General features: G+C 65.8%; 22 protein-coding genes and 2 pseudogenes. 8 read left to right on the top strand and 16 right to left on the bottom strand.

Going from position 1 to position 26,373, the window contains the following annotated elements; all coding sequences use genetic code 11:
• Nucleotides 1–205: 205 nt before the first annotated feature.
• Both aspT (AB4Y44_RS12160) and aspT (AB4Y44_RS12155) read right to left on the bottom strand, forming a co-directional pair.
• Nucleotides 206–1,891: an aspartate-alanine antiporter gene (aspT, locus tag AB4Y44_RS12160; protein WP_368699663.1), complete on the bottom strand. Its 1,686-nt coding sequence runs from the start codon at nucleotides 1,889–1,891 to the stop codon at nucleotides 206–208.
• A gap of 98 nt (nucleotides 1,892–1,989) precedes the next feature.
• Nucleotides 1,990–3,638 (bottom strand): annotated as a pseudogene (aspT, locus tag AB4Y44_RS12155) (aspartate-alanine antiporter).
• Between the two features lie 231 nt (nucleotides 3,639–3,869).
• On the opposite strand from aspT (AB4Y44_RS12155), the gene AB4Y44_RS12150 reads away from it, so the two are divergent.
• The gene (locus AB4Y44_RS12150) at nucleotides 3,870–4,040 is read left to right on the top strand and encodes a hypothetical protein (protein WP_368699662.1); all 171 of its coding nucleotides are present in this window, start codon (nucleotides 3,870–3,872) and stop codon (nucleotides 4,038–4,040) included.
• A 185-nt stretch (nucleotides 4,041–4,225) separates the two neighbouring features.
• The gene (locus AB4Y44_RS12145) at nucleotides 4,226–5,188 is read left to right on the top strand and encodes a LysR family transcriptional regulator (RefSeq protein ID WP_368699661.1); all 963 of its coding nucleotides are present in this window, start codon (nucleotides 4,226–4,228) and stop codon (nucleotides 5,186–5,188) included.
• A gap of 100 nt (nucleotides 5,189–5,288) precedes the next feature.
• On the opposite strand, the gene AB4Y44_RS12140 is transcribed toward AB4Y44_RS12145, so the two are convergent.
• A complete protein-coding gene (locus tag AB4Y44_RS12140; RefSeq protein ID WP_368699660.1) occupies nucleotides 5,289–5,819 on the bottom strand; it encodes a hypothetical protein in 531 nt (176 codons plus the stop codon).
• 118 nt (nucleotides 5,820–5,937) lie between these two features.
• Between AB4Y44_RS12140 and AB4Y44_RS12135 the strand changes: the two genes are divergently transcribed.
• Entirely contained in the window at nucleotides 5,938–6,747 is an 810-nt protein-coding gene (locus AB4Y44_RS12135) for a crotonase/enoyl-CoA hydratase family protein (protein WP_368699659.1), read from the top strand.
• Between the two features lie 246 nt (nucleotides 6,748–6,993).
• On the top strand, nucleotides 6,994–8,811 hold the full coding sequence (locus tag AB4Y44_RS12130) for a winged helix-turn-helix domain-containing protein (RefSeq protein ID WP_368699658.1): 1,818 nt from the start codon (nucleotides 6,994–6,996) through the stop codon (nucleotides 8,809–8,811).
• Between the two features lie 65 nt (nucleotides 8,812–8,876).
• Here the strand turns inward: AB4Y44_RS12130 and AB4Y44_RS12125 are convergent, their stop codons facing one another.
• Nucleotides 8,877–9,146, bottom strand: coding sequence for a hypothetical protein (locus AB4Y44_RS12125; RefSeq protein WP_342919264.1), 270 nt, complete (start codon nucleotides 9,144–9,146; stop codon nucleotides 8,877–8,879).
• 351 nt (nucleotides 9,147–9,497) lie between these two features.
• Between AB4Y44_RS12125 and AB4Y44_RS12120 the strand changes: the two genes are divergently transcribed.
• Together AB4Y44_RS12120 and AB4Y44_RS12115 are read left to right on the top strand one after the other, a co-directional pair.
• Entirely contained in the window at nucleotides 9,498–10,682 is a 1,185-nt protein-coding gene (locus AB4Y44_RS12120; protein WP_368699657.1) for an MFS transporter, read from the top strand.
• Between the two features lie 112 nt (nucleotides 10,683–10,794).
• A pseudogene (locus AB4Y44_RS12115) lies at nucleotides 10,795–11,951 on the top strand (MFS transporter).
• A gap of 76 nt (nucleotides 11,952–12,027) precedes the next feature.
• Here AB4Y44_RS12115 and fahA read toward each other — a convergent pair.
• Together fahA and hmgA are read right to left on the bottom strand one after the other, a co-directional pair.
• Nucleotides 12,028–13,341: a fumarylacetoacetase gene (fahA, locus tag AB4Y44_RS12110; RefSeq protein WP_368699656.1), complete on the bottom strand. Its 1,314-nt coding sequence runs from the start codon at nucleotides 13,339–13,341 to the stop codon at nucleotides 12,028–12,030.
• Nucleotides 13,338–14,687, bottom strand: a complete 1,350-nt coding sequence (hmgA, locus tag AB4Y44_RS12105) for a homogentisate 1,2-dioxygenase (protein ID WP_368699655.1) — start codon at nucleotides 14,685–14,687, stop codon at nucleotides 13,338–13,340. The genes fahA and hmgA overlap by 4 nt, the downstream gene beginning before the upstream one ends.
• A gap of 245 nt (nucleotides 14,688–14,932) precedes the next feature.
• Between hmgA and AB4Y44_RS12100 the strand changes: the two genes are divergently transcribed.
• Nucleotides 14,933–15,760, top strand: a complete 828-nt coding sequence (locus AB4Y44_RS12100) for an EAL domain-containing protein (RefSeq protein ID WP_368699654.1) — start codon at nucleotides 14,933–14,935, stop codon at nucleotides 15,758–15,760.
• A gap of 42 nt (nucleotides 15,761–15,802) precedes the next feature.
• Here the strand turns inward: AB4Y44_RS12100 and murB are convergent, their stop codons facing one another.
• Entirely contained in the window at nucleotides 15,803–16,849 is a 1,047-nt protein-coding gene (gene murB / locus AB4Y44_RS12095; protein ID WP_368699668.1) for a UDP-N-acetylmuramate dehydrogenase, read from the bottom strand.
• Between the two features lie 278 nt (nucleotides 16,850–17,127).
• Between murB and AB4Y44_RS12090 the strand changes: the two genes are divergently transcribed.
• A complete protein-coding gene (locus AB4Y44_RS12090; RefSeq protein WP_368699653.1) occupies nucleotides 17,128–17,613 on the top strand; it encodes a YajQ family cyclic di-GMP-binding protein in 486 nt (161 codons plus the stop codon).
• A gap of 92 nt (nucleotides 17,614–17,705) precedes the next feature.
• On the opposite strand, the gene AB4Y44_RS12085 is transcribed toward AB4Y44_RS12090, so the two are convergent.
• From AB4Y44_RS12085 to queG, 9 genes are all read right to left on the bottom strand, one after another.
• Complete coding sequence (locus AB4Y44_RS12085; protein WP_368699652.1) at nucleotides 17,706–18,194, bottom strand: SRPBCC family protein; 489 nt, start codon at nucleotides 18,192–18,194, stop codon at nucleotides 17,706–17,708.
• Nucleotides 18,187–18,510: an ArsR/SmtB family transcription factor gene (locus AB4Y44_RS12080; RefSeq protein WP_368699651.1), complete on the bottom strand. Its 324-nt coding sequence runs from the start codon at nucleotides 18,508–18,510 to the stop codon at nucleotides 18,187–18,189. Before AB4Y44_RS12080 ends, AB4Y44_RS12085 begins: the two co-directional genes overlap by 8 nt.
• A gap of 88 nt (nucleotides 18,511–18,598) precedes the next feature.
• Nucleotides 18,599–20,398 (bottom strand): methyl-accepting chemotaxis protein, encoded by a 1,800-nt coding sequence (locus AB4Y44_RS12075; protein WP_368699650.1) that lies wholly within the window; start codon nucleotides 20,396–20,398, stop codon nucleotides 18,599–18,601.
• A gap of 202 nt (nucleotides 20,399–20,600) precedes the next feature.
• Nucleotides 20,601–21,221 (bottom strand): glycerol-3-phosphate 1-O-acyltransferase PlsY, encoded by a 621-nt coding sequence (plsY, locus tag AB4Y44_RS12070; RefSeq protein ID WP_069267759.1) that lies wholly within the window; start codon nucleotides 21,219–21,221, stop codon nucleotides 20,601–20,603.
• A gap of 211 nt (nucleotides 21,222–21,432) precedes the next feature.
• A complete protein-coding gene (ybaK, locus tag AB4Y44_RS12065; protein WP_133182557.1) occupies nucleotides 21,433–21,924 on the bottom strand; it encodes a Cys-tRNA(Pro) deacylase in 492 nt (163 codons plus the stop codon).
• Between the two features lie 55 nt (nucleotides 21,925–21,979).
• On the bottom strand, nucleotides 21,980–22,954 hold the full coding sequence (gene xerD / locus AB4Y44_RS12060) for a site-specific tyrosine recombinase XerD (RefSeq protein ID WP_342919578.1): 975 nt from the start codon (nucleotides 22,952–22,954) through the stop codon (nucleotides 21,980–21,982).
• A 55-nt stretch (nucleotides 22,955–23,009) separates the two neighbouring features.
• Nucleotides 23,010–24,251, bottom strand: a complete 1,242-nt coding sequence (locus AB4Y44_RS12055) for an RNA-guided endonuclease InsQ/TnpB family protein (RefSeq protein WP_368699649.1) — start codon at nucleotides 24,249–24,251, stop codon at nucleotides 23,010–23,012.
• 117 nt (nucleotides 24,252–24,368) lie between these two features.
• Nucleotides 24,369–24,854 carry a methylated-DNA--[protein]-cysteine S-methyltransferase gene (locus AB4Y44_RS12050; RefSeq protein ID WP_342919579.1) on the bottom strand — a complete coding sequence of 162 codons (486 nt, stop codon included), beginning with the start codon at nucleotides 24,852–24,854 and terminating at the stop codon, nucleotides 24,369–24,371.
• A 116-nt stretch (nucleotides 24,855–24,970) separates the two neighbouring features.
• Nucleotides 24,971–26,368 (bottom strand): tRNA epoxyqueuosine(34) reductase QueG, encoded by a 1,398-nt coding sequence (queG, locus tag AB4Y44_RS12045; RefSeq protein WP_368699648.1) that lies wholly within the window; start codon nucleotides 26,366–26,368, stop codon nucleotides 24,971–24,973.
• Between the last annotated feature and the right edge of the window lie 5 nt (nucleotides 26,369–26,373).

The following is a 26,373-nucleotide window of genomic DNA, read 5'->3' as shown; positions in this document are numbered from 1 at the left end:
GCCAACGCTTCGCCTACGCCCTTACGGACGTACACGCATGACTCGAGGCCGTCGTGGCTGGCTAGGCCTTCAACGTATGACTCTTTCATTCACAACACCTTGCCGGTTTTGACCGGCGCACGGACGCGTTCATTTCATTTCTCCATTGGAAGACGTTGCGTGTGCCGCGCGCTTTTTTCCTCGCGCAGCACACGTTGGATGCATGTCATGCAAAACCGACCACGAGCGGCCCGAGCAGCGTGAGCAGCACATTCGCGATCGCGTAGGTAATGGCGAACGGCACGGTGGGCACCGCGCTTTCCGCCTTGTCGAGAATGCCGCCGAAGGCCGGGTTCGCACTGCGCGCACCGGACAGCGCACCCGCGAGGATGGCCGCGTTGTTGTACTTGAGGACGTAGCGGCCAAACAGCATCGTAAGGAAGAGCGGCACCATCGTGACCGCCACGCCGAGCAGGAAGATCGTGATGCCGCTCTGCTTGATCGTCACGACGGCCTGCAGGCCCGAGTTCAGCCCCACCACCGCGACGAACGCCGCAAGCCCGAAGTCCTTGAGCAGCTGCGACGCCGCGGGCGGCATCACGCCGTACATGGGGTGCTTGCCGCGCATCCAGCCGAATACGAGACCCGCGAGCAGGCAGCCGCCGCCCGAGCCAAGCGTGAGCGGAATGCCCGCCACGTTCACCACGATCAGGCCCACCAGCAAGCCGAGCACGAGGCCCACGCCCATGTAGATGAAGTCGGTCTTGTTGCTGTACGCGAGTTCGTAGCCGGCGGCCTGCACGGCGCGCTTCGTATCCGTCGCGGTGCCATAGATCGTCACCACGTCGCCGTGCTCGAGCTTCGTTTCGGGCAGCAGCGGCACGGGCTGGCCCACACGCTCGATCTTTTCGATGTACACGCCATGACGCAGATCGCGGTCGACGTTCTTGCGCACTTCGGCAATCGTCGTGTGGTTCATGCCCTTCTTCGTGAAGACGAGCTGGCGCGTTTGCATCACGAGGCTCATGCCGCCCGAGTCCGGCACTTCCGGCCCGATCAGTGCGCCCACTTCGACCATCTGCTCGCGGCGGCCCACCACCAGCACGACATCGTCGCGGCTCAGCACGAAGTCAGGGGTGGCGTCGAGCAGCTTGCCCGCGCGGCGAATCTTCTCGACCGCCACCAGGTCGCCCTCGGCCAGCTCGATTTGCTTGACGGTCCTGCCCGCCGCGTTCTCGACACGGAACACACGCCCGAACAACTCGGGCAGCGCCGTGATCTGGCCCGGCCCCGCGGCGGCGTTGCCGCCCGACATCTCGCGCTCGGCGTCCGCGGAAGCGTCCTTGAGGCTGCGGCCCATGAACTTCGGCAGGATGTTCACGCAGACGATGATCGCGCCGAGCGAGCCGAACACGTAGGTGACGGCGTAGCCGATCGCGACGTCGGCCTGCATGGCCTTGATCTGGTCGGGCGGCAGCCCGAGGCGCGCGATCGCGTCGCCGGCCGTGCCGATGATGGCCGACTGCGTCATGCCGCCCGCCGCGAGACCGGCCGCGAGACCCTTGTTGAGGTGAAAGAGCTTCGCGCAAATCAGCACGGTGGCGAGACCCGCCAACGCCATGAACACCGCCATGGCGATTTCGCGCAGCGTCTTGCGGTTGAGCGAGTTGAAGAAGCCCGGGCCTGAGTCGTAGCCCACGGCATAGATGAAGACGGCGAACATCACAGACTTCACCCCGTTGTCGACGGTCACGCCCACCTGGCTCACGACGACGGCCGCGAGCAGCGAGCCGCCCACGCCGCCTAGCTGGAACTTGCCGAAGTTGATCTGGCCGATCCAGTAGCCAACCGCCAGAGAAAGAAATAGCGCGATTTCCGGGGATTTGTGAAAGATGTCATGCAACCATTCCATCGTGTCCTCGCTTTGGAAAGAATCCCCGTTGCTGCCGGGGATGGCCGGCAATGGAACACCGCCGGCCAGATCGAGCCGAAAACACCAGCCAATATTCGTCAGCCAAACTTCGCCGCGAGCCCTACCACCACGGGGCCCATGAGCGGCAAGAGGATGTTCGACAGCGCGTAGGTGATCGTGTAGCCGATCACGGGAGTCGAGTTGCCGGCTACGCCGACGAGCGCACTGATCGCCGGCGTGCTGCACTGCTGGCCTGCGATGGCGCCGAGCAGCATCGGCGCTTCGAGCTTGAGGAACATGTGCCCGATCCACAGTGAGAGAAGCCCGGGAATCAACACCATCAGAATGCCGGCGAGCGGCAGCGCGAGACCGTACTCGCGCACGAGCTTGATGGCGTCGGGGCCCGCGGAAAGCCCGACGGCCGCGATGAAGGTGGCGAGACCAAAGTCCTTGAGCACCTGCGCGGCGGCCGAAGGCAGCGAGCCAACCAGCGGGTAACGCGAACGCAGCCAGCCGAAGAACAGACCCGAGAGCAGGCACCCGCCGCCCGTGCCGAGCACCAGCGTGACGCCGCCCACCTTCACGCCGAAACGCCCGATCATCATGCCGACCAGCACGCCGAGGCCCAGATAGATGAAGTCGGTCTTCTGGGTGTGCTGGATCCCGTAGCCAAGACGCTTCGCGCCGCGCGCGACGTCGCTGGGCGTGCCGACCAGCGTCAGCACGTCGCCGCGATGCACGACCATGCCGGGCAAGGCGGGCACCGTGTTGTCGAGCCGCGTGATCGCGCCGACGTAGATGCCGCGGCCCGCTTCCGGCGCGGCGCGTTCGCGCATTTGCGCGAGCGTGAGGCCGTTGACGTCGCGCTGCGTGACCATCACGTCCACGCGTCTGGCGAGCAGCGTGAACAAGCCCTCGCCGGGCATCTCTTCGCCAAGACTGCCTGCCGCTTCGATCACGGCTTCGCGGCGCCCTGCGATCAGCACGATGTCGCCGCCCGCAGCACGGACTGCGCGTTGGCGTCGAGCTGGCGTCCATCGCGCAGCACGTACTCGATCGTGAGGTTGTTGCCAAAGCGCGCCTCGAAGGCGGCGACTGCGGCGCCGGCCGCGGGTCCCACCTTGAACGCACGACCTTCGAGCGCGCCGTCGCCGCCGAGCTTGCGATACAGGCGCGCGGCCTCTTCGCGCAGGTTCACGCGCAGGATTAGCGGGGCGATCTGGCTCGTGAAGAGCACGATGGTGACGAGGCCGAAGAGGTAGCTCACGCTGTACGCGGTCACGATATGCGCCTGCAGCGTGCTCACCTGGGCGTCGGTGAGGCCGAGCCGCGTGATCGCCTCGGAAGCCGTGCCGATCACGGCCGATTCGGTCGCCGCGCCCGCGAGCAGGCCCGCCGCGGTGCCCGCATCGAGCTTCATCACGACGACCGCGATCATGATGAGCGCCATGACCGAGACGATCTCGACGATCGAGAGAAGTCCGTAACGCCAGCCGCGCCCGACGTTCGCGAAGAACTGCGGACCGCCCGTGAAGCCGAGCGCAAAGATGAAGAGTGCGAAGGCAATGTTCTTGAGGTCCGGCGAGAGGCGCGCGCCGGTTTGCCCGAGCACGAGCGCGACGATCAACGTGCCGCACACGCCCCCCAGGGAGATCGGGCCAAAGCGGATCGAACCGATCAGATAACCGAGCGCGAGGCTCACGAACAGGGCAATCTCGGGTTGCGACTTCAGCAATTCGACGATCATGTCTGGTCTGCCGATTTACGTTTTATTTAGCCCGAAAGCATGCTCAAAAAACAAGCGGCAATGCACATTAAATAACATGCAACGCTAATTCCCGGTCGTTATTTTCCCCACGCGCAACAATTCATTCACGCAGAAAACGCATCGACGTGTGCTTAATGCCGGCTTGTAAATGACGGGGAATTCACCGACCGCAATGACTCACAATTCACCGCAGGTAAAGGGCGGCCCGCCATGAATCTGGCAGTTCTGACAGATGTTCGCTGGTTGCGTGAATTACGCAAACACGTTATCCGCAATGCACAATACTTGGATAGTGACAAAAACGCACAACGCATTCCTCACTCAATACATGCCGATTGCGTATTGGATCTTTTACAAGTAAGAAATGCCGCCGTGTGTTGAGATAGATATTGTAATTCTCACGGACTGTCAATATTATTTTTGTTAGATTCCCGCAGTCGTCCATCGCAGTCGTTCATTCGAGGCACATTGACCAGAACAACGCGACACACCGCTTCGTTCCTCAACTTCGCCAGCAGTTGCAGTGTCCCTCAACCGGTCCATGCATCGAGCATATGAGGCTACACATGAACCAGATACACGCCATGCGCGTCTTCGTCAGGGTTGCGGAAACCGAGAGCTTTCGTCGCGCCGCACAGCAGCTCGACGTCTCCAACGCGCTCGTCACGCGCTCCGTCGCGATGCTCGAGGCGCACCTGAATACACGCCTCATCAATCGCACCACACGCAATCTCGCGCTGACCGAGGCAGGCCAGCGCTACCTCGAGGGCTGTCGTTGCGTGCTGGAGGAACTCGATCATCTGGAGCGCTCGCTGGCGCACACAGAAAGCGAGCCGAGCGGCACGCTGCGCGTGGTGGCCGCGGGTGCGCTCTCGCTCGCCACGCTCACGCCGCTCATCGACGGTTACCGGCGTCTGTATCCACGCGTGAACGTGCGCCTCACGCTCGCCGAACGGCCCGTGGATCTTACGGAAGACGGCTTCGACGTGGGCATCGTCGGCGCCACGCCCGCACGCAACGGCGAGTGCGTGGAACGCGCGCTCGGCACCACGACGTTCGTCCCCTGCGCGGCGCCCGCGTGGCTCGCCGAGCACGGCGAGCCGCATACGCCAGAGGAGCTCGCACAGTGCGCGGCGGTCGCGCTGCCCCCCGAGGAGCGCAGCGCGACGTGGCAGTTCGCGAAGCCCGGCGAGCGTGCCCGGCAGGTCACGCTGGAGCCCGGCTACGCCGTCAACAACATGCTGATGGTGCGGCTCGCCGCGCTGGCCGGCATGGGCGTGGCGGTCGTGCCCGCGCCGCTCGTCGCCGACGACTTTAGCGCGGGCACGCTGCGCCGGCTGCTGCCCGACTACGACATCGACGATCCCGACGCGCGCATGTCCATCGTCTATCCGAGCCGCCAGTATCTGCCCGCGAAGACGCGCCGCTTCGTCGACTACACGGTCGAGCATTTCGAGCATGCACGTCATGCATCGCCCATGGCGGCGAGTTCCAATGGCGCACCCAGGCGGCCGGTGAGCGTGGCGTGAGCGCAGATCGGGCGTGCGTAGTGCGTGCGCCCGCTTGTTTGAGAACATGCCGCTTGCAAATGCGCCGTTAGCGAACATGCCGTTCGCGCACGACGGCGCATCAGAGCCGGGGCGAACTGCCGTCGACCGGAACCAGCAGGCCCCCGTCGCCCGCGCCGCACAGTTCGCGCAGCAATGCCGCTTCGCGCTCGTGCACTTCCACGGGTAGCCACAATGCCCCTGCCCATGCGAGGTAGCGCGCGCGATGCTGGCCGTTGCGAAACGCCACCACCCCCTCGTGCGCGAGTCCGAGCCATCCGGCGAGCCCCGCCACGCGGCGTTTGCTGATCGTCACGTAGGGCATCTGCGGCACGCGCTCGTTGTCCGGATCGAGAAACTCGCGAATGCCGCGAATCTTGCCGCTATGCCAGTCGTCGACGGGCTTGAGCACGTAGTCGGTGTCGTCGCGGTCGGCGCAGAGAAGCAGCTTGTGCAGATCGACGATCACGACGACGTGGCGCGTGCCGTCGGTCGTGAAGACGCGCTTGAAGCGCACATGGTCATACGCGTCGTGGTCGGGCAACGGGACGGTCCACAAGGGTCCACAAGCGGGATAGGGCAAGGAATCCGAAACGGAGGTGATGCTGGACATGGACGTCGATTGCATGCGTGCGGTGTGGAAAACGCAGTTCAGGAAATGAAACCGGCCTAAGCTACGGATGGACCATTAAATTTTTATGACGAATGCGGGGCGCATCGAGGAGCCGCAAATGACGATCGAATCTTTCGGCGAGCACGTCCGTATCGAGACTCAGGAACGTGTAGCAATTCTCGTGCTAGATCGCCCGGCGCAGCGCAACGCCATCGACCGGCCCGTTGCGAATGCACTCGCTGCCGCCTTTACGCGCTTCGAAGACAATCCCGCATGGCTCGCGGGCGTGCTGTACGGCGCGGGCGGCACGTTCTGCGCGGGCGCGGACCTCACCGCGCTCGCCGACCCCGAACGCCGCAATGAAATCCATGCGGACGGCAGTGGCCCAGGCCCGCTAGGTCCCACGCGCATGTCGCTCACCAAGCCCGTAGTCGCGGCGATTTCAGGCTATGCCGTTGCGGGCGGGCTCGAACTCGCACTGCTGTGCGACCTGCGCGTGGTCGAAGAAGACGCCGTACTCGGCGTGTTTTGCCGCCGCGTGGGCGTGCCGCTCATCGACGGCGGCACGGTGCGCCTGCCGCGCCTGATCGGCCTGTCGCGCGCACTCGATCTGATCCTCACGGGGCGCGCCGTCGATGCGCAGGAAGCTCTCGCATTCGGCCTCGCCAATCGCGTGGTCGCAAAGGGCGGGGCGCGCGAGGCCGCCGAGCAGCTGGCCGCGCAACTCGCGGCGCTGCCGCAGGCGGCGTTGCTCGCGGACCGCCGCTCGGCGCTCGAGCACAGCATGCTGCCCGACACGGCCGAGGCGCTGCGCCGCGAAGGCGCGCTCGGCTATCGCGCGGTACTCGACGAAGGGCTCGCACTCGCGGCGCGCTTCGCGGCCGGCGCGGGCCGTCATGGTGAACCGCTCGATCCACCGAAACCGTAGTGAGCTAAACAAAAATCGCACGCGAACGTAGCGAAAGCCGATTGACGTGTCGACAGCCACCATGCGCAGCGCTTGACGCTTGAAGGCGCGCGCGCGACCCACTACATTGAAATTGATCCGCGCCGCTGCCCCCGCCCCTGCCGCCATGTGTCATGACGCTGAGCACTGCTGCGTCATCTAACGGCAATCTTCAGACGAACCGCCCCGGCGCCCCCTTCCCTGATGCCGCATCACGGGAGAGATCTCATGCCGACGGATCGAATCATCCGCTTCGCGGACTTCGAACTCGACGTCGAGCGGTACCAGTTGCGCCGAGAAGGTACCGAGGTCAAGCTGGAGCGGTTGCCCATGGATCTGCTGATCCTGCTGGCCTCGCGCCGCGGCGAGCTGGTCTCGCGCGCGGACATCGTCGACCGGCTGTGGGCCGGAAGCCCCTTTCGCGACACCGACAACGGCCTGAACACGGCGATCCGCAAGATCCGCATCGCGCTCGCCGACGACCCCGCCAATCCGCGTCACCTCATCACCGTGAAGGGCAAGGGCTACCGGTTCGACGGCATCCTGCCCGCACGCGCCGACACTCACGATGCGCCGGCTGCCGCGCGCGACCCGCACATGCCGCGCGAGAGCGAGCACACGCTGCCCGCCGTGCGCATGCTGGTGCTGCCGTTCACCAACCACACCGGCGACGCGAGCCAGGACAGCCTGTGCAGCGCGCTCGCCGACGAAATCTCGGTCACGCTCGGCGCGCTCAACCCGGAACGCCTGCTCACGATCGCGCGCACCACGGCAGCGCGTTACCGCGCGACGCAAAAGAGCATCGGCGAGATCGCGCGCGAGCTGAAGCTCGACTACGTGCTCGAAGGCTCGCTCACGCGCGCGGGGCAGCAAACCCGCATCCTCACGCGTCTGATTCGCTGCGCCGACGAAGCGCAGATCTGGAGCCGCGCGCACGAAAGCGCCACGCAAGGCGCGCTCGACATCCTCAAGGAAGCGGTCGCGGCGCTCGCCGAGAACCTGGCGACCACGCTTTCCGAGCAGCAGCGCACGCGCCTCGAGCGGCGCCTGCCCGTCGATCCCGCCGCGCACGACGCGTATGTGCGCGGGCGTTTCTTCTGGTATCGCCGCGTACATTTCGAAGCGGGCTTTTGCGCCCATCACGGCATCGACGGCGAAGACTTCGTGCGCAGCCGCACCTACTTCGAGTCCGCACTCGAGCACGACCCGAGTTACGCGCTCGGCTATACAGGCCTTTCGAACTACTACGGATCGACGGTGGTGCATGGCTTCGTCGCGCCCGACGATGGCTGGCCGGTCGCACGCTCGCTTGCCGAGAGCGCGCTCGAACTCGACCCGGACCTGCCCGAGGCGCATCACGCGCTCGCGGCCGTGCATTACTTCTACGACTGGGACTGGGACCAGGCCGAGGCCGGCTTCAAGGCCGCACTGCGGCGCAATCCGAGTTACCCGGAGGCGCATCGGCTCTATGCGCGCATGCTGGTGGCGGCGGGACGCCGCGCGGAAGGCGACGCCGCGATGGAGCGCGCCGAACGCATCGATCCGCTGGCGTTCCAGGGGTCGCGCGCGTTCGGCATGGTGATGTCGGGCAGACACGCGGAAGTCGCGAGCGAATATCTCGCGCCGGGGCACATGGACCATCCGCCGCTCGTCTATCAGTTGCTCGCTACCGCGTTCGAAGTGAAAAAACTCTATGCGCAGGCCGTGGACGCCACCGTGGAGGCGCTCGAACGCTGCAGCCAGCAGGCGCGCGCGGCCACCATTCGTGCTCGATGGGAAACGGGCGGCTATGACGCGGTGCTGCGCTGGTATCTGGAAGATCTGCTCGCGCGGCGGCGGGCCCGGTACACCTCGCCGCTACTTATCGCCGAGGCCTATGCGCGCCTCGCGCAGCCCGACGAAATGTTCCGCTGGCTCGAAACGGCGCTCGCCGAGCGCAGTTCGCGCCTATGTGAGTTGCGCACGAATCCATGGTTCGCGCCCTGGCGTCCGACGGGGCGCATGCGGCTCATCGAAAAACATATTGGCGGCGGCCCGACACGCTGAGCGCCGGGCGGAGAATGCGAGAGCGCGTCGGGTCGCCGTCCTGATACCTGGGTCTCCCCGTCGACTCAGTTCCCGTGATAGAGCCCTTCGCTCAGCGCCTTCTGCTGGCCCGATTGCTCGGAGCGCACCAGGTCCTGGTAGACCTGCGCGTGCGTGAGCGCCATCGGCGCGCCCGAAGCGCTCGTCGACATCGGCGCGCCGCCGACGTCCTGCGCAGCCGGCGGCGTGCTGGCCTGTTGTGTCTGGTCGTCGCTCTGCGCTTGCGCCAGCGCGCTACCCGCGAATAAGGCGGCCGCTGCGGCCACCGCGATGCGTACTGTGTTCATCGTGTTCATGTCATCGCTCCAGGAGGGTTGCGCATGTTCGGTTCCGTCATGCGCGGGACGGACGATGCGAGGGCGGCGCCCGCCGGCGGGCGGACCGGATGGCGGACTGTTTCGCTCGCTGGATCGTGTGGGTATCGTGCTGCCCGCGAGCGCGTTGCGCCATGCACGTAACCTGTAGAAATCGTCAAGAAAAATGACGGAACGGTGAACGGGGTCCGGCGAGACAGGCTGTTGTTTTCCCAACAGCATTGAAAATGCGTGCCGTATGCGTTGTGTCAGGTTTCAGTACAATTCCGCGTTGACTTAAATAAAACGGCTTCGCGCTCAAGGCCCGTCGCCGACCTGCGCCGACCACTCGCCATGCCCTTGCCTCTTCTCGCCCTTGCCGTTGCCGCTTTTGGTATCGGTACCACCGAATTCGTCATCATGGGCCTGCTGCCCGACGTCGCGCGTGACCTGAGCGTCTCGATCCCGGCGGCGGGCATGCTCGTCTCGGCCTACGCGCTCGGCGTGACGATCGGCGCGCCCATCGTCGCCATCGCCATTGCCAATGTGCCGCGCAAGCAGGCGCTCATGCGCCTGATCGGCATCTTCATCGTCGGCAATCTGCTGTGTGCGCTCGCCCCGAACTACTCGATCCTGATGGCCGCGCGCATCGTCACTGCGTTCTGCCACGGCGCGTTCTTCGGCATCGGCTCGGTGGTCGCGGCAGGCCTCGTCGCGCCGAACCGCCGTGCACAGGCCATCGCGCTGATGTTCACGGGCTTGACGCTCGCCAACGTGCTGGGCGTGCCGCTCGGCACGGCGCTCGGCCAGATCGCCGGCTGGCGCACGACGTTCTGGGCCGTGACGGCCATCGGCATCCTCGCAGCGGCGGCGCTGCAGGTGTGCCTGCCCGCGAAGATCGAAATGCAGAAGGCGAGCCTCGTGCATGAGTTCGGCGTGCTGAAGAACCCGCAGGTGCTCATGGTGCTCGGCATGAGCGTGCTGGCCTCGGCCAGCCTCTTTGCGGTCTTCACCTACATCACGCCGATTCTCGAAGACGTGACTGGTTTTTCACCGCATGAAGTCATGTTCGTGCTGCTGCTGTTCGGCCTTGGGCTCACGGTGGGCAGCACGCTGGGCGGCAAGCTCGCCGACTGGAAGCTCATGCGCTCGCTGCTCACGTTCCTCGCCATGATCGCCGTGGTGCTCGCCGCCTTCTCGCTGACCATGCACGACCCGATCGCGGCCATGGCGACGATCTTCGTGTGGGGCATTCTCGCCTTCGCGATCGTGCCGCCACTGCAGATACTGATCGTCAACCGCGCGAGCGATGCGCCCAACCTCGCCTCCACGCTCAACCAGGGCGCGTTCAATCTTGGCAACGCAGGCGGTGCGTGGATCGGGGGCGTGGCGATCAGTGCGGGCGCGCCGCTCACGGCGCTGCCGTGGGTAGGTGTGGTCACCGCTTTTGCGGCGCTCGCGCTCACGCTGGTTTCGGCGCAAATCGACCGGCGCGCGCGCCGTCGCGTAGCGGTTTCCGGGCCGACTTCCTGCGCTTGATGCTCTTCTCGATGCGCGCACGGGCGGGCGCGTGTTGCACCGAGTCGCGCGCGCTCAAACGGAGGCACGCCTGCGCCGCGATATTCGCGCGCACGTAGTAGCATCTCGCCCGATGAAAACCGTCCTCACCCGCGACTTTCTCGCGCTGATCCTGAGCGTGGCCGTGGTCGGCCTCGGCTCCGGCGCGACGCTTCCGCTCACCGCCCTCGCCCTCACTGATGCCGGCTACGGCACCGCCATCGTCGGCCTGCTCACCGCCGCCCGGCGCTGGGGGGCCTCGCCGTCGTGCCGTTCACGGCATGGATCTCGACACGCTTCGGCTCGCGCCAGGTGATCGTCGGCTCGGTGCTAACCGTGGCCGTCGCGACCGCATTGATGCAGGCAAGCGCCAACCTGTGGCTCTGGGCGCTCCTGCGCATGCTCTGCGGCGCGGCGCTCATGCTGCTCTTCACCATCGGCGAAGCCTGGGTCAACGAACTCGCCGACGACTTGAACCGCGGCCGTGTGGTGGGCATCTACGCGACCACGTTCACGCTGTTCCAGATGTCGGGCCCGGTGCTCGTGAGCCAGATCGCGGGCTATACGGCGTGGCGCTTCGCGATCTGCGGCGCGATCTTTCTCATCGCGCTGCCGATGCTCGCGGCGATCCGCTCGAATCCGCAGCAAACCGACATGCACGAGCCGCACGGAAGCTGGCGTCACGTGATGCCGAAAATGCCTGCGCTCATCGTCGCCACCGGTTTTTTTGCGCTGTTCGATACGCTCGCGCTCTCGCTGCTGCCGCTCTTTGCGATGGGTCACGGCATCGACACCGAGGTGGCCGTGCTGTTTGCCTCGGTCGTGCTGCTCGGCGACACGACCATGCAATTCCCCATCGGCTGGCTCGCTGACCGGCTCGGCCGCGAGCGCGTGCATGCGCTCATGGGTGTGATCGTCGCGCTGCTGCTGCCGCTGTTGCCCTTCGTCGTCGATACGGCCTGGCTGCGCTGGCCGCTCCTCTTCGTGCTGGGCGCGGCGGCGGGCTCCATTTATACGCTCGCTATCGTGGCGTGCGGCGAGCGTTTCCAGGGCGTCGCGCTCGTTTCCGCGAGCGCGCTCGTGAGCGCGGCGTGGAGCGCGGCGAGCTTCGGCGGCCCGATCGTCACCGGCGCGCTGATGGAGCATGCGGGCCGCGATGCGATGCTGTGGGTGCTGTTTGCGGGGGCGCTGGTGTTTCTCGGCGCGCTGCGCTGGGAGCGCTCGCGCGGGCTGGCGCAAGCGCGCGCATAGCACGAGCACGAACGAAAAAACGGCCGATGTGCCTTCCAAGCGCATCGGCCGCTTTGCTTGCTGGTTCGAGGCGTAGTTACTTCAGCGCCGGGAGGATCTTGCCGACGCAGGCACCAAAGCCCACGCGATAGCCATCGCCCTGGCACCAGCCCGCGAGCGTGAGTTCGTCGCCGTCTTCGATGAAGCCGCGCGTGCCGCCGCTCTTCAGTTCGAGCGGGTTCTTCGCGTTCCACGTGAGTTCGAGCAGGCTGCCGAACGAGTCCGGCGTCGGGCCCGAGATCGTGCCCGAACCCATCAGGTCGCCCACGCGCGTGTTGCACCCCGCCACGGTATGATGCGCGAGCTGCTGCGCCATCGACCAGTACATGTAACGAAAATTCGTGCGTGCTATGGTCGTCGCCTCGGCCGCGCCTTCGGGCTGCATCCGCACTTCGAGCGAGATGTCGAACGCGTGGTCGCCTTCGTGACGCAGGTATTCGAGCGGCTGCGGTTCCTGCACCGGCTGCGCGACGCGGAACGGCTCCAGCGCGTCGAGCGTGACGACCCACGGCGAAATCGTCGTGGCAAATCCTTTCGAATTGAACGGCCCGAGCGGCACGTATTCCCATTGCTGGATGTCGCGCGCGCTCCAGTCGTTGAGCAGCACCATACCGAAGATGTGATCCTCGGCGTCTTCGCACGCGATCGGCTCGCCGAGCGCATTGCCGCGCCCGACGATGAAGCCCGTTTCCAGCTCGATGTCGAGTTTGCGGCACGCACCGAACACCGGACGCTCCTGATCGGGCAGCTTCAACTGGCCGTTCGGGCGGCGCACCGGCGTGCCGCTCACCACCACCGACGACGCCCGGCCGTTATAGCCGATCGGCATCTCGGACCAGTTCGGCAGCAGCGCATTCTTCGGATCGCGAAACATCGAGCCGACGTTCGTCGCGTGTTCCTTTGACGAGTAGAAGTCGGTGTAGCCCGGAATCTGCACGGGCAGATGCAGCTTCGCGTCGGCAAGCTTCACGAAGGCGCGCTGGCGCAATGCCGCGTCGTCGCGCAGCGTGGCCGTTTCGCGCGCGAGCAGTGACGAGAGCTGCACGCGCACGCTGCGCCACGTCTCGCGGCCAAGCGCGATGAAGTCGTTCAGCGCGGCACGCGCAAAGACGTCTTGCTGCGCATTCGCGGGCAGACGCAGCAGCCCGGCTTCGTGCAGCACCGCCAGGTCGGCCACGAGGTCGCCGATCGCCACGCCCACGCGCGCCGTTGCGTTGTTCGTATCGCTGAACACGCCGAACGGCAGGTTCTGGATCGGGAAATCGCACTGGGCGTCGTTCGCGCTCTCGACCCAGCTCTTGCGCCTCGCGTCGAGCGTCGCCTTGAGTTCGTCCGTCATGGTGCTGTTCATTGCTGCTCCGGATTGAAATGTTTTGAGAGGCCTTGCCAGCACTCGTAGTAATGCGCCTGCAGCTGGCTCGTTTCGAGCGCGTAGCGCGTCGGACGGATCAGCGTGCGGGTCTCGAACATGAAGGCCATCGTGTCGCCGACCTTGTGCGGTTTGGTCGTGTCGGAGTTCGATGCCTTCTCGAAGGTCTCGGCGTCGGGCCCGTGGCCCGACATGCAGTTGTGCAGGCTCGCGCCGCCCGGCACGAAGCCTTCGGCCTTGGCGTCGTACACGCCATGCACGAGGCCCATGAACTCGCTCGCCACGTTGCGGTGATACCAGGGCGGACGGAACGTGTTCTCGGCCGCGAGCCAGCGCGGCGGGAAGATCACGAAGTCGATCGAATCGACGCCCGGCGTGTCCGTAGGCGCGTGCAGTACGAGGAAGATCGAAGGATCGGGGTGGTCGTAGCTGATCGAGCCGATGGTGTTGAAGCGGCGCAGGTCGTACTTGTAGGGCGCGTAGTTGCCGTGCCACGCCACCACGTCGAGCGGCGAGTGGCCGATGTCGGCGCGCCAGAGCTGGCCGTTCAGCTTCGTGACGAGTTCGAACTCGCCTTCGCGGTCTTCATACGCGGCGACGGGCGTGAGGAAGTCGCGCGGATTCGCAAGGCCGTTCGAGCCGATCACCCCGAGATCCGGCAGACGCAGGAGCGCGCCGAAGTTCTCGCAGATATAGCCGCGTGCTTCGCCGTCGGGCAGATCCACCGTGAAGCGTACGCCGCGCGGGATCACGACGATCTCGAACGGCTCGACGTCGAGCCGGCCCATCTCCGTACGGATCGCAAGCCGCCCTTGCTGCGGGACGATCAGCAGCTCGCCGTCGGTGTTGTAGAAAAAGCGGTCGACCATCGGCCGGTTCGCCGCGTACAGGTGGATCGCGCAGCCACTCATCGAGGCCGCCGAGCCGTTGCCCGACATCGTCACCCAGCCGTCGATGAAATCGGTGGGTTCCGCAGGCATGGGCAGCGCGTCCCAGCGCAGCTGGTTGGGCGGCGTGGGCGGCACGTCGCCGAAATCGGCGACAAGGCGCGGCGCGCCGTTCACATCGAGACGCGAGGTGACCGGCGCGAACGGCTGGTGCACGGCGCCCGGACGGATCCGGTAGAACCACGTGCGGCGGTTGTGCGAGCGCGGCGCGGTGAACGCGGTGCCCGAGAGCTGCTCGGCGTACAGGCCATAGGCGCAGCGCTGCGGCGAGTTCTGGCCTTCGGGCAGCGCGCCCGCCAGCGCCTCGGTCGCGAATTCGTTGGCGAAGCCGCTCATATAGCCGTGCTGGACTTCGGTTGGGTGCCGCAAAGGTGCGCTCATTGCTGTCTCTCCACGTTCTCGGGCCGTGACATGACGTCACGCGATTTACGGATGGTAAAACCAATTACGATTAGTGAAATTAGGCGTATACCCTGGCGGAGGGGTCAGTGGCCTCCAGAATGTGGGCGAATGGTCGATAACGTTATGACCAAACAGTCCATCCGGGGCGGCTGCGGGCTGCTACCATCGGGTCATGCGACCCCGTGTGGGGCTCGCACTTTTCCTTCGCTTCCCGCTACATCACCATGATTGCTCCCACCATTCCCGAGCTCATTGCCCGCGCCGCCGACCATCCGTTTCTCGGCGAGCATCTGGCGATGGGCACTGGCGCGCACGCCAAAGAGGCCGTGGCGCGGCGGCGCGGCGTGGAGCTATTGAGCGCCTACGAGCCGATTTACGACATCAGCGTGCACAGCGGGGCGCAGTCGCTCACCGCCGATCTCGCGATGGCCTCGCGCTTTGGCGACGAACTCGGCTACCAGGCGGTCACGCTGCGCGAGCAGGACGGCCAGCTCGCGCCCTGCGACGCATTCAGCGACACGCTCGACGATCCCGACCTCGTTGCGGTCGACCGCATGGTGCGCGCGCTGCACGCCATCAATTTTCTGGGTGGCCAGCAGCACGGGCTGCTCTTCCTGCGCGTGCACGAGCGGCTCCTGAAGAGCGTGAAGTACGACCATGGAAGGCATTTCTCGAACGTGCTGGTGTCGTTCGGGCTGAACCCCGGGCGCATCGTGATCGAGCTGCCGGCGGCGGCGGTCGCGCACCGCACGTTCCTCGGCTATCTCACGAAGAGCTATCAGCGCTACGGGTTCAAGGTGGCGGGCAATCTGCCCAATGCCGGGCAGATTCTTTCGGTGTCGGACGTGCCTCGGCCCGACTTCGTGAAGATGGATGCGGCGTCCGCGCTGCGCGATTCGATGGTGAAGCCGCTCGTGAGCTATGCGGCGCGGCTGCGCATTCCGCTGATTTTCAACCGCGTGACCGATGCGGCGCAGTTCGAGCAGTTGCAGCAGTACGACGTGCGCTTCGTGCAGGGGCCGGTGTTCGCGGCCCAGGACAAGGTGATTTGACGATGTGACGCAAGCATGGCGCCGGGCGGCGCCTGAGCGGCCTCAGAGGCTGACGGGTTCCTGCTCCAGCTCCACGCCGAAGCGCGCGTGGACGTCACGCTGGATCGCCTGGGCGAGTTCGAGAATGTCCGCGCCGGTCGCCCCGCCGCGATTGACGAGCACGAGCGCCTGACGCTCATGCACCGCCGCCGCGCGCAGCGCACGGCCCTTCCAGCCGCACCGGTCGATCATCCAGCCCGCCGCGAGCTTCACGCGCCCGTCGCCCTGGTGGTACGACACGATCTGCGGCTCGCGCACGACGAGCGTATCGAACTGCTGCGCTTCGATCACGGGATTCTTGAAGAAGCTGCCCGCATTGCCGAGTTCGAGCGGGTCGGGCAGCTTCGCGCGCCGCACCGCGACCACGGCGTCGAACACGGCGCGCGCATGCGGCGCGTCGCCCGCGTTGTGCTGCGCCAGCTCGCGCGCAAGGTCGGTATAGCCCGCGTTGGCTTGCCAGACCTTCGGCAGGCGGAACGTGACCGAGGTAATGACGAAGCGATCGCGCCCTTCGCGCTTGAAGAAGCTGTCGCGATAGCCGAAGCGGCAGGCGGCCGCGTCGAACTCGACGGCTTTGCCGGTCGCCATCTCGATGGCCCGCACCGCCACGCAGCGCTCGGCCATCTCGAGCCCGTAGGCGCCGATGTTCTGAATGGGCGCCGCGCCCACTGTGCCCGGAATCAGCGCCAGATTCTCGAGGCCCGGCATGCCCGCCGTGAGCGTCCACGACACAAAATCGTGCCAGTTCTCGCCCGCAGCCGCTTCCACGTACCAGGCGTGGCCGTCTTCATACGCAACGCGCTTGCCGGTCAGCGCCATCAGCAGCACGAGACCGTCGAAGTCGCGCGTGAGCACGACGTTGCTGCCGCCACCCAGCACGAGCGTGCGCAAGCCCTGGGCGCGCGGATCGCGCACCGCGGCGACGAGATCGGCCTCGCTTTCGACCCGGCACGCGTAGCGCGCACGCACGTCGAAGCCGAACGTGTTGTGCGCGCGCAGCGCAAAGCCGGCAGCGAACCACGTAGTGACGGGCGTTTGGGTGACGGGCATCGAGGAAGAACGGAACATGGACAGCAGACGAAAAATGGCCGGAAGGGCCGCCGGCGGGCACCTGCGCACCGTGGACTCGCCTCCGGGCGGCGGCAAGCCGCCTTGGGCAAACGCAACGGCGCCGGTAGAATGGCGTCGGTCCGTGATTATAGCGAGTGCGCGAACCGCTGCCTGAAAATGCGTCAGTGGGCTGCGGAATACAGCTGCAACCCGCGGGCACCTGGCTTGCGTAGCATTTGCACCGCCGTTTGCGCACCTCGTACTTTTTGGAGAAAGCAATGCCATCGTTTGACGTCGTCAGCGAAGCCAACATGATCGAAGTAAAGAACGCCGTGGAGCAATCCAACAAGGAGATCTCCACACGCTTCGACTTCAAGGGCTCGGATTCGCGCGTCGAGCAAAAGGAGCGCGAGCTGACCGCGTTCGCCGACGACGACTTCAAGCTCGGCCAGGTGAAGGACGTGCTCGTGTCGAAAATGGCCAGGCGCAATGTGGACGTGCGCTTCCTCGACTACGGCAAGATCGAGAAAATCGGCGGCGACAAGGTCAAGCAGGTCATCACCGTGAAGAAGGGTGTGTCGGGCGACCTCGCGAAGAAGATCGTGAGACTCGTGAAGGACAGCAAGATCAAGGTCCAGGCGAGCATCCAGGGCGACGCCGTGCGCGTGACGGGCGCCAAGCGCGACGACCTGCAAAGCGTGATCGCCATGCTGCGCAAGGACGTGACCGACACGCCGCTCGACTTCAACAACTTCCGCGATTAACGTGGCAAGTCCAGCGTATTGCGGGGCGGCTCAGGCCGCCCCGTTTCGTTTCACACGTCCCCGCGCGCTCGCGTTCTCTCGCTTTCTCGCGCTCAGTCCGCCGTCACCACGAGGGGCATAAGCACCTCGCCGGTTTCCAGCAGTGTCTTGAGATTCGAGAGGATGCGCGGCCAGCCGCCCGACACCTTCTCGATGAAGATCGATCCCGGCCGCGCCAAGTGGTGCGTAATCGTGAGCTTGACCGCGTGCTCCACGGGTTCGATGTCGATCGTGCAAAGCGAATCGCCCTCGGCATGGAGTTCGGCCAGGAACATGTTGCGCCAGCGCAGCACGAGCCGGCGCGGGGGATCGGCTTCGACCACCGCGCCCGAGTCGGCAATGCGGCCGTCGGCGAAGCGCAGCGACCAGGACGAGCCCGTTTGCCAGTCGCATTCGTGATGCATGCCGAACCAGTAGCGCTCGGTGAACTCGCGGCTCGTGAGCGCCGTCCACAACGCTTGCGGCGTGGTGCGGATGAACGTGACGTAGACGAACGTCGAATTGCCGACGGCACTGCCTTGCGTGTGCTTGTCGCTACTCATGGCTGTCTCCTTCGAGTGATCGCTTGAGGTCGACGAGCGCGCCCACGCGCTCGTGCTCGAACTTGCCGATCCAGCGCGCGGCAATCTCGCCGATGGGCACCGGATTGATGAAATGGCGCTTCTCGCGCCCATGCCGCTGCGTCGCGACGAGATTTGCCTCTTCCAGCACTGCGAGATGCTTCGTGACCGCCTGGCGCGAGATGGTCAGCCCCTCGCATAAATCGGTCAGCGTCTGACCGTTTTTCGCATGGAGGCGGTCGAGCAGTTGACGGCGGCTCGCGTCCGCCAGCGCGCGGAATACGGCGTCGTCGTTCATGCATTGATTATGCAACCATATGGTTGCATGTCAAGGTGAAAAAAACGGCGCCGCAGCGCCGTCCTCTCGCTTCACTCGTGACTCCGTCTCAATCGAGCCTGAACTGGCCGACCGCATCCGCGAGATTGGCCGCCTGGCCGCGCAGCGCCGCCGCGGCAGCCGTCGACTGCTCGACGAGCGCCGCGTTCTGCTGAACCATCTCGTCGAGCTGGCTGACCGCCCGGTTCACCTCCTGGATGCCACGCGTCTGCTCACCGGCGGCATGGGTGACCTCGGAGATGATGGTCGTGACGTTTGCGACATTCGACACGATCTCATCCATCGTCGAGCCCGCGCGGCGCACGAGCTGCGAGCCCGAAGTCACGCTGGAAACGGTCGATTCGATCAGCGCCTTGATTTCGCGCGCCGCCTGCGCACTGCGCTGGGCCAGGCTGCGCACCTCGCCCGCCACCACCGCGAAGCCGCGGCCCTGCTCCCCCGCGCGCGCCGCTTCCACGGCCGCGTTCAACGCGAGAATGTTGGTCTGGAACGCGATGCCGTCGATCACGCCGATGATGTCCGCGATCTTCACGGACGCCTTCTCGATATCGCCCATCGTGTGCACGACGTCGCCGATCACCGAGCCGCCGCGCGAGGCCGCCTGCGAAGCCGTGGCCGCCGTCACGTCGGCCTGCTGCGCCGCGTTCGCCGACTGCGCGACCGTCGCCGTGATCTCCTCCATCGAGGCCGCCGTCTCTTCGAGGCTCGCCGCCGCCGATTCGGTGCGACCCGAAAGGTCGACGTTGCCCGCCGCGATCTCGTCGCTCGCGGTACGCACCGACTCGCTCGCGTCGCGGATGTGGCGCATCACGTCGCGCAGCTTGTCCATGAACGCGTTGAACGAGCGCGCGATCTGCGCGACTTCGTCGTTGCCCACGGCGGGCAGGCGCTTCGTCAGATCGCCCTCGCCGGCGCTGATCGCGTCCATCGCGTCGCGCACGCGCGAGAGGCGCTGGAACGACACGGCCGTCGCGGCGGCCACGATCGCCGCGGCCGCCAGCGCGATCACCACGAGCGCGATGAGCGACGCCGTGAGGAGAGAGCGCATCGTCGCCGTCGCATCGGCGCGGTCGAAAGCGACCACCACGCGCCAGTCGGTACCCGGAATCGTTTGCGCTCGCATCAGCTTGATGTCGCCCTTCACGTCCACCTTCAACGGCTCGCTCGCCGCGAACAGCGCGTTCAGGCGATCGCCGGCCAGCTCGGGCGCGAGTTCCGCGACGGGCCTGAGCGTGAGCTGCGCGTCGGGGTGCGCGACGATCGCGCCGCTCGCGTCGACGAGCATGCCGAAGCTCGCAGGCGTCGGATGAATCGAGCGGACGTTGGCGATCACGCTGTCCATCGCCACGTCGCCGGAGATCACGCCCTTCACGGCGCCGTCGCGAATCACCGGCTCCGCGAACGCCACCACGAGCTTGCCCGTGCCCACGTCTACATAGGGCGGCGTGACGACCGCCTTGCCCGCCGCGACGGCCTGCTTGTACCAGGGGCGCCCGGTCGGGTCGTAGTCGGGCGGGATGCCGGTGGCGTCGGAGAACTTCGCCGTGCGGTCGGCATAGCCCACGTAGACGTTCGTGAAGCCGCCCGCTGCCGCGATCTGCTTGAGCGCCGGCACGGGATCCGGCCCGAGCACGGCGTCCTGGAGCGAGTCGATCATCCGCACGTGCGTCGCGACCCAGTCGCCAATGCCCTGGGCGTGGCTCTCTTCGAGCGCCGTGAGCGTGCTGTCGATCGAATCCTTGTTGTGCGAGTCGGCGACGAAATAATTGAGCGCCGTATTCGCGGCAAGCGCGCTCACGACGATGACGACGCATAGCGCGACGATGCGCGCGCGGATGGTGGAAAACATGGGGGAATGCCGTGTGGAATAGAAGGAGGGGAGCCGCAAAAGCCTGATCTGGAACTATCAGGGATTACGGCAAACCACACGGTGTTCTTGAGGGTGCACCCGCAGAAGGTGCCCCATGAATCGCTTACTTACCGGAAGATGACAGACGATAAGCGAAATTATCAGACAAATAGATTGCGGCAACCTGACCTGTCAAGCCGGTTTACTTGCCGGCGCCCGCCGCCTTCTTCTCGCCGATACGGCTTTCCTTGCCCGCGATGAGCTTGGAGATGTTCGCGCGATGTCGCCAGAACAGCAGCACGCTCATGGCGAGAATCGCGAGCGCGACGATGCGCGGGCCAAACATGAACACGTAGTAGAGCGGCGCGAACACCGCGGCCGCCAGCGCCGCGAGCGACGAGTAGCGCGTGAAGAACGCGACGATGAGCCAGGTGGCGAGCGTGGCGACACCGAGAATCGGATTCACGGCGAGCAGGACGCCTGCGGCGGTGGCAACGCCCTTGCCGCCCTTGAAGCGGAAGAACACCGGATACAGGTGGCCGAGGAACACAGCGATCGCGGCGAGCGCGACGGCGGCGTCGCCCAGACCGTAACGCGGGCCGAAGTGCGCGACGAGCCAGACGGCCAGCCAGCCCTTGAACGCATCGCCGATCAGCGTGAGGATCGCGGCCTTCTTGTTGCCGCTGCGCAGCACGTTGGTCGCGCCGGGATTGCCGGAGCCGTAGGAGCGCGGATCGTCGAGGCCCATGAAGGCGCTCACGATCACGGCGAACGAAACCGAGCCGATCAGATAGGCGAGAACGGCGACGAACAGGTTGTACATGCACGAAACCCGGAGGAAGTGGAACGATGCGCGCCAGGCGGTAGCGATGGTCATCGCCGCCCGGCAACGCGCGACGGCGCTCATTCTACCGAAGCGCGGGCGCGCCCTGCCCCCGCAGTCGGCACCGGCACGCACAAACCAGGGTAAATCGGGGAAGCAACGGGAACGGGCGCGAGGATCCGCTCGGCGGGCGTCGCGCCTTATTCGACCGTTATTCGACGCTTGCGCACTGCACTGGCTTCGCGTTCAGGAGCGTCGTAAGCACCGCCGGGGCGAGGCTCACGAGATAGCCGCGCCGGCCGCCGTTGAGCCAGATCTCGTCGAGTTCGAGTATGGTCGATTCGACGTACACGGGCATGGCTTTCTTCGTGCCGAAGGGCGACGTGCCGCCCACCAGGTACCCCGAATGACGGTTCGCGACTTCGGGCTTGCAGGGCTCGATGCGCTTCGCGCCGATCTGCCGCGCGAGATTCTTCGTCGACACCTTGCGGTCGCCATGCATGAGGACGATGAGCGGCTTGGCGTGCTCGTCCTCCATCACGAGCGTCTTGACGACGCGATGCTCGTCCACGCCGAGCTGGCGCGCGGATTCTTCCGTGCCGCCATGCTCGACATACTCGTAGGGATGCTCGCCGAATGCGACGCCCGCGCGGCGCAGCATCTGCGTGGCGGGCGTTTCGGACACGTGTTTCGTTTTGCTCATCGGCGCATTGTAATCGCACGGTCCGCAACGACTGCGTCAGACGCGTTTGCCAGGCTCAGCCGCGCGGATGATGCTTCTCGTGCAACAGGCGCAGCCGCTCGCGCGCGACGTGCGTATAGATCTGCGTCGTGGAGATGTCGCTGTGGCCGAGCAGAAGCTGCACGACCCGCAAGTCCGCGCCGTGATTGAGCAGGTGCGTGGCGAACGCGTGGCGCATCGTGTGCGGCGAGAGCGGCGCATGCACGCCAGCCGCCGCCGCGTGGCGCTTGATGATGTGCCAGAACTGCTGGCGCGTCATGCCTTCGGCGCGCGCGGTCACGAAGAGCGCGTCGGCCGTGCGTGCGCCGAGCAGCGCCGGGCGCGACTCGCGCAGGTAGCGCTCGATCCACGCGTGCGCCTCCTCGCCGAACGGAATGAGCCGCTCCTTCGAGCCCTTGCCGAGCACCCGCACGACGCCTTCGTTCAGGCCCACCTCGACCGTCTTGAGCGTGACGAGTTCGGTCACGCGCAGGCCGCTCGCGTACATCAGTTCCAGCATCGTGCGATCGCGCAGGCCGAGCGGCGTCTCGACATCGGGCGCGCCTAGCAGCGCCTCGACCTGCGCTTCGCTCAATGTGGACGGAAAGCGCGGCGCCTGCTTCGCCGAGCGGATGCGCACGGTCGGGTCCGAGTGCACGCGCTGCTCGCGCAGCGCCCAGCCGTAGTAGCGGCGAAACACCGAAAGGCGCCGGTTCGCCGAAGTGGATTTGTCGTCCTTGCGGCGCGCGCTATAGGCGAGCAAGTCGTCTTCGTGGGTCGTGTCGAGCGCATTGGAGCGCTCGCGCGCGAGCCACTGCGCGAAGAGGCGCAAATCGCGCCGGTAGGCGTCGAGCGTGTTGCGCGAGAGGCCGTGCTCGAGCCACATGGCGTCGCAGAACGTGTCAATGGCGGTCAGGCTAAATGCGAGCGCTTCGGCTGCTGCTGGGTCGAGCGCCTGCTCCGATTCGTCGGCGGCATCGCTTGCAGAAAGCGGCGGCGGATTCGTCGTCATCTTGAAATCCTCCTCCCCATGAATGGGGAGGATTCCTGCCGCGCCGTTGATGGAGTTAGCCATCGCACGTCACCTCGGTGGGTTCCTGCTTCATCGAGCGGCCTGACTGCACCTTCTCTCCACAGGCTATCCGGGCTAGTTCCAGCCCTTCACTGCTCAGCAGTGCCTCGCCACGACGAAGCACGTTGATCGCGCCAACCAGGTCGGCATTCGCCTCGTAGCTGCATTCGACACAGAAGAACCTAGCCTGCATCATGCGGTTGGAGCCAGAGACGTGGCCACAGCACGGACAGGTACGGCTTGTGTTGTGCGGCGGCACGGCAACGATCCAGCCACCAGCCCATTCGACCTTGTACTCCAGCTGCCGCCGGAATTCTGCCCAGCCCTGATCGAGTATCGCCTTGTTCAAGCCTGACTTGGCCCGCACTTTTCTGCCAGGCTGGTCGGACGTACTAGCCGCCGAGCGCGACATGTTTCGCACCTTCAGGTCCTCGATACACACGAGCGCGTGGTTTTTGCTGATCGTGGCCGAGGCCTTGTGAAGGAAGTCGCGCCGCACGCTGGCGATGCGGGCATGAATGCGCTGGACTCGGGCCTTTGCCTTCCTCCAGTTGCTGCTGAACTTCACCTTGCGGCTCATTGCCCGCTGGTAGCGGCGCAAGCGCGCCTCACGCTTCCTGAAGCTGTTCAGTGGCGCCAGACAGGTGCCATCGCTCAGCGAGGCAAAGCGGGCCACGCCCATGTCGATGCCGACCGCCGAAGTTGCGGCCGTCACCGGTTGCTCGACCTCGCGGGCAGTCTGGATCGACACGAACCACCTGCCGCCTGAGCACGAGACCGTGGCGTTACGCACTTCACCAGGCACATCACGGCTGTTGCGATAGCGCAGCCAGCCAAGCTTGGGCAGGAAGATACGGCTGTTTCCCTGATCGAGCCTGATCTGCTTCGGATCGGGGTAGCGGAAGCTGTCGGACTGGCCGCGCCTTGCGAAGCGCGGGAATCCTGCCCGCCTGGCGAAAAAGTTCGCATAGGCGCGCTCCAGATCCTTCAGCACCTGCTGTAAGGGATGGACCGGAGCATCGAACAGCCATGGTGTATCCGTGCCATTGCGCCACGCGGTGAGTTCCTTGCACAGCCCGGCATAACCGAGCTTTTTGTCGCCGCGCTCGTAGCGTTCTTTCTGCAACGCCAGTGCCCTGTTGAAGACGAACCGGCACGAGCCGGCGAAGCGGCGCATGTTGCGCTGCTGTTCGCCGGTCGGCATCAGTTCAAACTTGAAGGCCTGGAGTCGTTGCATAAGAGGAAGCTTACCAGTACTCGCGCGTTGTCAAGGACGCCGTCGGCGTCCGCGCTATCCTTTCCCGCCCTGAAATAACCTGACGTACGGGGCTTGCCACGCATCCCGGTCATGGTGTTAGCGCAGTTGAAATCGGTTCGACGTGCATTCGTGGGCAAGGAGCCAGCGCTTCACGTCGAGAAAGAAGCCTTCGCCGCCGTGATGCGCGAAGCCGCCAAGGCCGCTCGCCGACACCACGCGATGACACGGAATCACGAGCGGAAAGGGATTGTCGCCGCACGCCTGGCCCACGGCGCGCGGGCTCACGCCGCCGATGCGCTTCGCGAGTTCGCCGTAGGTGAGGACCTCTCCGGCTTCGATTGCGCAGATGCCGTCCCACACGCGCCGCTGGAATTCGGTGCCGAGCGGTGCGAGGGGCAGGTCGAAGCCGGCGTCAGCGTCCTCGAAATACTGACCGATCTGCTCAGCCGCGCGCGCGGCGAGTTCGCAATCCGGCTCGACGCTCGCCGTCTGTCCCGGCAGGTAGACGATCTCGCGCAGCGCTGGCCCGACGGTGCGGATGCCGACCTTGCCGAACGGCGCGTCGATCACTGCGTTGAACATCGTCGTCTCCTTCGTGCGCGAACGTTGCACGCCATGGTGCCGCGTTGTGTGCGCGATTTCCAGCGCGCCGTCGTTCCGTTTCAGGTCCATGCCAGCCTCTGCCATTTTCATCCGCATCAAGCCGCTTCGAGCGCCCAGAGCACGTGCTCGCGCACGACCGCGGACTCGTCATGCTCGCGCTCGCGCAGCGCCTGCACGATCGCGGCGCGCGCGGCGTCGCGGGCGCTATCCGCGCCTTCATGCGTGGCGCGCAGCGCATTGCCCATCGCCACCGCGATATTGCGCGACCAGCTCTCGTAGCCGATGCGCCGTATCGCGCTGCCCTGCATGCGCTCGTCGAACTGCGCCGCGCTCCAGCCGAACAAGTCGACGAGACTCGCGCGATCGAGCCCGTGGCGCACGTCGAAATCCGCGACGGGCGCGGCCTTCGCGAACTTGTTCCAGGGGCACACGAGCTGGCAGTCGTCGCAGCCATACACACGATTGCCGATCAGCTCGCGCAGTTCCAGGGGAATACTGCCCTTGAGTTCGATCGTGAGATAGGAAATGCAGCGCCGCGCATCCACGCGATACGGGCCGGTGATCGCCCCCGTCGGGCACACGTCGATGCAGCGCGTGCAGCTGCCGCAATGCGCGCCTGGCGTTTCGGGCGCGGCGCTGGCCGGCTCGTCGGCGTCAGTGGGCAGCGGCACGTCCACATAGATCTCGCCGAGAAAGAAGAGCGAGCCCGCGTCGCGCTGCAGGAGCAGCGTGTGCTTGCCGCGCCAGCCCACGCCCGCTTTCTGCGCCAGCTCGACTTCGAGCACGGGAGCTGAGTCGGTGAACACGCGAAAGCCGAACTGGCCGATCTCGGCCTCGATGCGCGCGGCAAGCTGCTGCAGCCGCGCGCGCAACACCTTGTGATAGTCGCGGCCGCGCGCGTAGATCGACACGACGGCGGCATGCGGGTCGGCGAGACGCGCGTGCTCGCGCAGACGCCAGTCGGCGTGAACGCTCGAGTGGGCAACGTTCGTGCCAACTTCAGCGCCAGTGCCCTCACCGCGATTCGCGCCGCCTTGCGAAGCACTTTCGTGCGTCTTTCCCGCTGCATTCGGCGCGAGCGTATCGATGGGCAAATAGGCCATGCGTGCGGTAATCACGCGTCGCGTGCCGGCCACAAGCTCGGCGGGCCGCGCGCGTTTCATCCCATGTTTGGCCATATAATCCATCTCGCCGTGGCAACCCGCTTCGAGCCACGCGGCGAGGCCCGCCTCGGCATGGGAAAGGTCGGTGTCACTGATACCGATCGCACCGAACCCCAGCTCGCGCCCCCAAGTCCGGATGCGCGCCGCGAGCGCGGCGAGCGCCGCCTCATCGAGCCGCGTGGCCTGCTCGACGGCCGGCGCAGTCGAATCGCGCGGCGCGTTAGCTCGAGCCTGCGCTCGAGCACCCGCCTGAACGGACGTTGGGTCGAACGCCTCCGAAGACGCGCGCGCATCCTGCGCGGAGTTGGAAGGGGAATGCTTGGGGTTCATCACGC

Origin of the sequence: Paraburkholderia sp. BR10937 (genome assembly GCF_040965695.1) — a bacterium.
In the GTDB taxonomy this organism is placed as follows: Bacteria; Pseudomonadota; Gammaproteobacteria; order Burkholderiales; family Burkholderiaceae; genus Paraburkholderia.
The sequence above is the reverse complement of the archived record's forward strand: the minus strand, read 5'-3'. Positions and strand labels throughout refer to the sequence as shown.